The organism is Amycolatopsis anabasis, assembly GCF_009765355.1.
Lineage (GTDB): Bacteria > Actinomycetota > Actinomycetes > Mycobacteriales > Pseudonocardiaceae > Amycolatopsis > Amycolatopsis anabasis.
This window is the reverse complement of record NZ_VTHK01000084.1, coordinates 26,514-33,479: the sequence shown is the minus strand read 5'-3', so window position 1 is coordinate 33,479 and position 6,966 is coordinate 26,514. Positions and strand designations below refer to the sequence as shown.

7 protein-coding genes are annotated in these 6,966 nt (G+C 69.4%); 3 read left to right on the top strand and 4 right to left on the bottom strand.

Annotated features, from left to right (window positions below; genetic code table 11):
* The coding region (locus tag FXO23_RS46935) for a hypothetical protein (protein ID WP_158895049.1) at positions 1-280 on the top strand (280 nt) is incomplete at its 5' end.
* Positions 281-316: 36 nt separating this feature from the next.
* Complete coding sequence (locus tag FXO23_RS46930; protein ID WP_158895047.1) at positions 317-1,387, top strand: protein kinase family protein; 1,071 nt, start codon at positions 317-319, stop codon at positions 1,385-1,387.
* Here the strand turns inward: FXO23_RS46930 and FXO23_RS46925 are convergent.
* Both FXO23_RS46925 and FXO23_RS46920 read right to left on the bottom strand, forming a co-directional pair.
* Positions 1,384-2,661, bottom strand: coding sequence for a sensor histidine kinase (locus tag FXO23_RS46925; RefSeq protein ID WP_158895045.1), 1,278 nt, complete (start codon positions 2,659-2,661; stop codon positions 1,384-1,386). The two genes, FXO23_RS46930 and FXO23_RS46925, sit on opposite strands and share 4 nt — an antisense overlap.
* Before the next feature lie 132 nt (positions 2,662-2,793).
* On the bottom strand, positions 2,794-4,167 hold the full coding sequence (locus FXO23_RS46920; RefSeq protein WP_158895043.1) for an MFS transporter: 1,374 nt from the start codon (positions 4,165-4,167) through the stop codon (positions 2,794-2,796).
* A gap of 107 nt (positions 4,168-4,274) precedes the next feature.
* On the opposite strand from FXO23_RS46920, the gene FXO23_RS46915 reads away from it, so the two are divergent.
* Complete coding sequence (locus FXO23_RS46915) at positions 4,275-4,508, top strand: hypothetical protein (protein WP_158895041.1); 234 nt, start codon at positions 4,275-4,277, stop codon at positions 4,506-4,508.
* 28 nt (positions 4,509-4,536) lie between these two features.
* Here FXO23_RS46915 and FXO23_RS46910 read toward each other — a convergent pair whose 3' ends face one another.
* Positions 4,537-5,592, bottom strand: a complete 1,056-nt coding sequence (locus tag FXO23_RS46910; RefSeq protein ID WP_158895039.1) for a CE1758 family FMN-dependent luciferase-like monooxygenase — start codon at positions 5,590-5,592, stop codon at positions 4,537-4,539.
* Positions 5,593-6,048: 456 nt separating this feature from the next.
* The gene (gene bla / locus FXO23_RS46905) at positions 6,049-6,960 is read right to left on the bottom strand and encodes a class A beta-lactamase (RefSeq protein ID WP_158895037.1); all 912 of its coding nucleotides are present in this window, start codon (positions 6,958-6,960) and stop codon (positions 6,049-6,051) included.
* Positions 6,961-6,966 lie beyond the last annotated feature (6 nt).

The following is a 6,966-nucleotide window of genomic DNA, read 5'->3' as shown; positions in this document are numbered from 1 at the left end:
CGTCTTCGGCGGCGGCCTGATTCCACTCGATTTGTCCGACGCCGCCGTCGGCGAAGAAGTACCACCGTTCCTGCTGGTCGCCGCGGCCGAGAAGCTCGACGAATCGGTGGTCGGCGAACTCAAATCGACCCTGCTCGCCCACCAGGGCGACACCCCGGTCCACCTCACTCTCGTCGGCCGGACGCGGCGGACCCGGTACGCCCTCGACGACTACCCGGTCACCGTGTCACCGATGCTGCGGGGCGAACTGAAGGCCATCCACGGCATCTCGCTGGGGTAGCCTCGCCGAAGTCGATCAAGGCAGGGGGCCCCGTTCATGGTGGTGCCAGTGGACCCGTCCCACGCCGCGCGCCTCGCCCGCTACGGCGTCGTCGCCACCGCCCTGGACCTGCTCAGCGACCGGCAGGTGGGCGAACTCGTGGATCGAGCGACGCCGCTGGGGACCGGGATCGGCGGCACCTCGGTGTCGCTGGAGGTCGAGGGCACGCCGGTCTTCGCGAAGCGGGTGCCGCTCACCGATCTGGAGCGGCGCCCGGAGAACGTCCGGTCCACGGCGAACCTGTTCGGGCTCCCGCCGTTCTACCACTACGGCGTCGGGTCGGCGGGCGGCGGTGTCTGGCGCGAACTGGCCGCGCACGCCATGACCACCCACTGGGTGCTGACCAACCGGAGCGAGAACTTCCCGCTGCTGTACCACTGGCGGGTGCTCGACGGCCCGCCCGCGCGCCCGCCCGGGGAGCGGGACGAGATCACGCGGTGGGTCGAGTACTGGGACGGCTCCCCGGCGGTGCGGGCGCGGCTGGAGGCGCTCGCCGGGGCTCCGGCGAGCGTGGTGCTGTTCTGCGAACACCTCCCGTGGAACCTGCACGACTGGCTCACCGAGCGGGTCCCGCACGAGGGAAACGCGCTCGCCCTGGTGGAACGCGACCTGCGTGCGGGGACGTCGTTCATGAACTCGCACGGGTTGTGGCATTTCGACGCGCACTTCCAGAACATCCTCACCGACGGGCACCGCCTCTACTTCTCGGATTTCGGCCTGGCCACGTCCACGCGGTTCGACCTCGCCGAATCCGAAGCGGACTTCCTCGGCCGGAACTCGACGCACGACGGGTGCTACGTCGTGACCCAGTGGGTCAACTGGCTGGTGACCGCGCTGGCCGGAACGACCGACCGGTCCGCACGCGTCGAGTTCGTCCGGCGCTGCGCCGAGCGCGGCGACATCGGAAACCTTCCCGGCCCGGCCGCCGCGATCGTCCAGCGCTACGCGCCGATCGCCGCGGTGCTGAACGAGTTCTACGGAAAACTGTTCTTCGAAACCAGGACCGCCCCCTACCCCGCCGCGGAAATCCAGCAGGTCTGCGCCGCGACCGGATTCGAACCGGCCTAACGCGGCACCCAGAGGGTCACCCGGGTGCCGCGACCGGGCGTGGATTCCACGGTGCCGCGACCGCCCACTTCCGCCAGCCGCGCCATGATCGACTGCTTGATGCCGAAACCGGGCGGCCGGTCCGCCGTGCTGAAGCCCTGCCCGTGGTCGCGCGCCACCACCGCGATGCCGCCGTCCCGCTCCTCGACCCGCAGCACGACCTGTTTGGTACCGGCGTGTTTGACCGTGTTGCGCAGCGCCTCGCGGACCGCGTCGCGCATCGCGGTCCGCCGCGCCTGCGACAGCGCGTAGTCCTGGTCGATCTCCGCGGCCACCAGCTGGGTGTGCAGGCCGTCGCGGGCCATCTCGGCGGCCAAGTGGGCGAGGTCCGCCGCGAGGCTGGCCGACGCGCCGGGTGGCTCGGCTTCGGTGAGTTCCCGGCGCAGTTCGGCGGCCTGCGCCCGGGCCGCCGCGCGCACCTGGGCGAGCAGTTCGGGCGCACGACTGTCGTCTTTGGACGTTGCCATGCCCAGCGCCTCCAGCGTCTGCAACACGCTGTCGTGCATGATCCGCCGGGTACGCTGCCGCTCCGCCTGCTGGCCCCGCCGCAAACCGGTGAGCAGCGCGAACCGGCCGCCGACGCCGACCACGATCAGGAAGGCACTGGCGGTCACGATCGCCACCACCAAGGCGATCAGGCAACCGATCGAGCGGCGGAGCGCGAGTTCGTCGTCCAGCGGAATTCCGCCGACCCAGCTCAGCAGCGCCCGGAACGGCACGGCGGCCAGCAGCAGCCACAACGCGTACGGCACCCCGTAGGTGACCGTGCACAGGGCGATCGTCCCGACCACCCACGTCCAGGCCACATCGACGGCGAACGCCTGAACCGGGTCCGGGGCGGTGACCGCGACGATCAGCGTGATCACCACACCGATCGCCAGATCGGCGGCCAAGATCCGGCCGATCATGCTCGCCCGGATGCCCGGCCCGCGCAGCACCCAGCCGGCGGCCACCACGTTCAGGGCCACCGCCACGATCGACGTGCTCAGCAGCGGGGCGAGCGCGATCGCGCCGTTCGCAGTGAGGAAACCGACGAGCACCTTGGGAAACGCGGCGATCCGGTACAGCAGCGCGCCGAGGACGGAGTACCGGCAGGCCCGCGCGAGCATGGACTCGCCGATCTCCTCGATCGTCGCCGACTCCGGCATCGACGGACCGGCGAAGACCGGGGAACCCCCGCGGAGCAAGGCTCGAACGAAACCCGCGGGTGGTGCGCCGATGCCCCGCTCGGACATCCGTGTCCCTCCCCCTGTGGCACGTCCGGGTTGCCGAGCCTGGCATCGTGCCATGCACGCGTCAATCGGCCGAAAAGACGCGTTCCGGGCGCCTTCGGACCGCGGAAGCGGCCCGAAGACACCCGGCGCTTGTCAGGTGGCGGCCGCCGCCGGGACGAGCCTGCGCCGCCGGAGGTAGACGGCCCAGGTCACCACCATGCACACCGCGTAGTAGGTGAGGAACACGACGAAGGCCGACGCGCCGCTCTGCGCGGAGCCGCCGTAGGAGGCGCGGAAGGCCAGGTTGATGAGCACGCCGCCGAGGGCGCCGATCGCGCCCGCGATCCCGATCACCGCACCGGCGAGGCGGCGGGACCGCACGAAAGCCTCCCGGGCGTCCCAGCCACCCGAGCTGACCAGGGCCTCGGCCTTCCTCGCGTAGATCCCGGGGATCATCTTGTAGACCGAGCCGTTGCCGAGTCCGGTGAGCGCGAACAGGACGGTGAACACGGCCACGAAGAGCGGGAAGGACTTCTGCTCGGACACGGCCAGCAGCAGGGCGGTGAACGCCGCCATGGCGATGAAGTTGCCGAAGGTGATGCGGGCCCCGCCCCAGCGGTCGGCCAGCCACCCGCCGACCGGGCGGAACAGCGAGCCCAGCAGCGGGCCGAGGAACGTCCACTGGGCCGCCTGCAGCGGCGAGGCGTTGAACGGCGGGGCCTGCAGCACCAGGCCGAAGGCCACGCTGTAACCGACGAACGAGCCGAACGTGCCGATGTAGAGCAGGGCGATCCACCAGGTGTCGGCGTCGGCGACCGCTTCCCGCTGCGCGCCCGGCGCGGTCCGCACCGCGTCGATGTTGTCCATCTTCCACCCCGCCAGCAGGGCGGCGAGCACGATGAACGGCAGGTAGATCGCGCAGACGTAGGCGGGGTGCACGTCTCCGGCGGTGGCGATGACCACCAGGCCGACGATCTGGATCACCGCGACGCCGATGTTGCCCCCGCCCGCGTTGAGACCCAGGGCCCAGCCCTGGTGGCGCTGCGGGAAGAAACCGGTGATGTTGGTCATGGACGAGGCGAAGTTGCCACCGCCCACCCCGGTCAGCGCGCCGATGACCAGGAAAACCCACAGCGGGGTGTCCGGCCGCTGCACGAAATAGCACGCCAGCGATGTGGGCACCAGCAGAATGGCGGTGGTGAAAACCGTCCAGTTCCGCCCGCCGAATCGGGTCACCGCGTAGCCGTACGGCAACCGCAGGAGCGCGCCGACCGCGGTGGGCGTGGTCGTCAGCAGCAGTTTCTGGCCGACGTCGAAATGGAAGCCGATCTTCGGTGACATGAAGAGCACGAGCACCGACCAGATGCTCCAGACGGAGAAGTTCAGATGCTCGGCGAATATCGAAAGTATCAGGTTTCGCCGCGCGATGTACTTGCCTTCGCGGTCCCAGAATTCAGTGTCCTCGGGATTCCATCCGGTGATCCATCGACCGGTTCTGGCCTCGGATTTCACGGGTGTGAATACCATGGATTCCTCTCTCGCCGGTGAGATTTCCGGAAAAACATAAGAGGAGGATGTTTCGGAATACCTCGCGGCGCGTTACCGCACGGCAACACCGCCTTCACGGGCGGCCGTTGATCACCGTGAAGTCTCCCGGCGGCTCAGGACCGCCGAGTGAGAACGATCGCGGCGCGGACGGCGGCGACGAACCGGTCCGGCTGGAAGTGGCCGGGATCGGTGAGGACCAGCCGGGCCGCCATCTCGCACAGCGACACCCGCGGGCCGAAGCGCCGGAACGCGCCGAGACGGTCACTCCCGCGCAGGCCCGCGAACGCTACGCCACGACGGAAACCGTGCGCGCGAGCTGAGACCGCGGCCCGCCCCGTTCATCGTCACCTACACCCTGCCCACCGCGGGGGCCTCCGGGACGTGGGAGGGCCGCCGCGAGTCGAATTCCTCGCGCAGGGTCGGCAGGACTTCGGCACCGAGGAGGTCGAGCTGCTCCAGCACGATCTTCAGCGGCACTCCCCCGTGATCGACCATGAACAGCTGGCGCTGGTAGTCGCCGAAGTGGTCGCGGAAGGACAGGGTCTTGTCGATGACCTCCTGCGGACTGCCCACGGTCAGCGCGGTCCGATCCATGACCTCCTCGAGCGACCCCGTGGCGGCGATGGGCGTATTGGCGAAATACGGCCGGAACTCCCCGATCGCGTCCTGGGACCGCGGCCGCACGAACACGTGACCGCCCGCGCCGACGATCGCCTGCTCCGCCGAACCGTACCCGTAGTGCTCGAAGCGTTCGCGGTAGTGGTCGACGAGCTCGGCGAAATGCGCCATGGGCAGGAAGAGGTTGTTGACGAAGAAGCCGTCGCCGTAGCGCGCCGCCTGTTCGGCGATCTCCGGGCTGCGGATCGAACCGTGCCAGACGAACGGCGGGATCCCGTCCAGCGGTCGCGGGGTGGCGGTGAACCCCCGCAACGGCGTGCGGAACTCGCCTTCCCAATCGACCACCTCCTCCCGCCACAACCGGTGCAGCAGGTGGTAGTTCTCGATCGCGAGCGGGATCCCGTCGCGGATGTCCCGCCCGAACCACGGATACACCGGCGCGGTGTTGCCCCGCCCCAGCATCAGATCCACCCGCCCGTGGGCCAGGTGCTGCAGCATCGCGTAGTCCTCGGCGATCTTCACCGGATCATTCGTGGTGATCAACGTCGTCGAGGTGGACAGGATGATCCGCTCGGTCCGCGCCGCCACGTACCCCAGCATCGTCGTCGGCGAACTCGGCACGAACGGCGGATCGTGGTGCTCGCCGATCGCGAACACGTCGAACCCGGCCTCCTCGGCATGCTGCGCGATGGCCATGATCTCGTGAATCCGCTCGTACTCGGTCAACGCGACACCGGTGTGCGGGTTCGGCTTGATGTCCCCGATCACGAAAACACCGATCTGCACCGCGATCCTCCCCAAGCTCGATGTCCATGCATTTGCATGGTTCCAGCGGGCACGGTACCGCCGAATCCGCCACCAACCCAACCAATAAGCCGGAATGGCGTGCTCGCAGGCATACCCCGTGCGCCGTGTCGGACCCGCCGCGAGTTGCACACTCAGGCACGCGGGTTGTGCGTATGGGAACCCTTAGGGCGCACTCGGGCTGCCGGATGCGGGGGGTGCGGTAGGTATCCGGCGGGTTCCCGATCGCGGTGGCCACCGGGGAGCCGACCGGTGTCGCGGGGTGGTCCCGAGTGTGCAGTTCACTTGCCTGAGTGTGGAACTCGGCGACTGGAACGGGGAACACACGCGACCGGAACGGGGGACTCGCGCCAGCGAGTCTCCGCCTGCCGCGAGTTCCCCGCTGCGGACGTGCGAGTTTCCCGTTTCGGTAGGCGGGTTCCCCACCCGGATACCGCCCTAGGTGAGAGCGGCTACCACGTAGGCGGCGGCCTCGGCCAGGAGTGCCTGGTCGTATTTGGCGTCCTTGGCGGCTTTGCTGGACATGACCGCGATGACCAGCGGCGCGGATTTCGGGGGCCATACGACGGCTATGTCGTTGAGTGTGCCGTAGTCACCGGTCCCGGTCTTGTCGGCCACGGTCCAGCCCTGCGGTACACCGGCCCGGATGCGTTGGGCGCCGGCCGGGGTGGCGTTACGTTCCAGCAGGTCGCGGAGAAAGGCGCGGTGGTCCGCGGGCAGGGCGTCCCCCAGCACGATTCGCTGGTAGTCGGCGCCGATGGCCCGGGGAGAAGTGGTGTCGCGCGGGTCTCCCGGGGTGGCTTCGGTGATCAGCGGCTCGATCCGGTCCATCCGGGTGACCGTGTCGCCGAGGCTCCGCGTGTAGGCCGTCAGCTCGGCCGGCCCGCCGAGGTCGCGGAGCAGGAGGTTGCCGGCCGTGCCGTCGCTGTAGCGGACCGCGGCGTCGCACAGCTGGCGGATCGTCATTCCCGTGGCCACGTGCTGCCTGGTGATGAGGGAACTCTTCATGAGGTCGGCTTCGGTGTACGCGACCACCGCGTCGAGGTGCGCCGGCGGGTTGCGGTGCAAAACCGCCGCTGCCGCCAGGCCCTTGAACGTCGAGCAGAACGCGAACCGTTCATCCGCCCGGTAGGCGACGGTGGCGCCGGTACCGGTGGCGAGCGCATACACGCCCAGGCGCGCGTCGAACTTCCGTTCCAGCTCGGCCAGGCGATCGTGGCGCTCGGTCGCCGCAGCCGACGAAGTGGCGGGAGGAGCAGGAGTCGTCTCGCCCGCCGTGCATCCGGCCAACGGTGCGAGTGCTGCCACGCCCAGAAACGCGCGGCGAGTGAGGGGGCGCAATGAGGTCATTCCCTT

What these genes read in the sequence shown, in the direction of transcription:
- FXO23_RS46930 (WP_158895047.1), top strand. Translation starts at nt 317, where the DNA reads ATGGTGGTGCCAGTGGACCCGTCCCACGCCGCGCGCCTCGCCCGCTAC.
- FXO23_RS46925 (WP_158895045.1), bottom strand. Translation starts at nt 2,661, where the DNA reads ATGTCCGAGCGGGGCATCGGCGCACCACCCGCGGGTTTCGTTCGAGCC.
- FXO23_RS46920 (WP_158895043.1), bottom strand. Translation starts at nt 4,167, where the DNA reads ATGGTATTCACACCCGTGAAATCCGAGGCCAGAACCGGTCGATGGATC.
- bla (WP_158895037.1), bottom strand. Translation starts at nt 6,960, where the DNA reads ATGACCTCATTGCGCCCCCTCACTCGCCGCGCGTTTCTGGGCGTGGCA.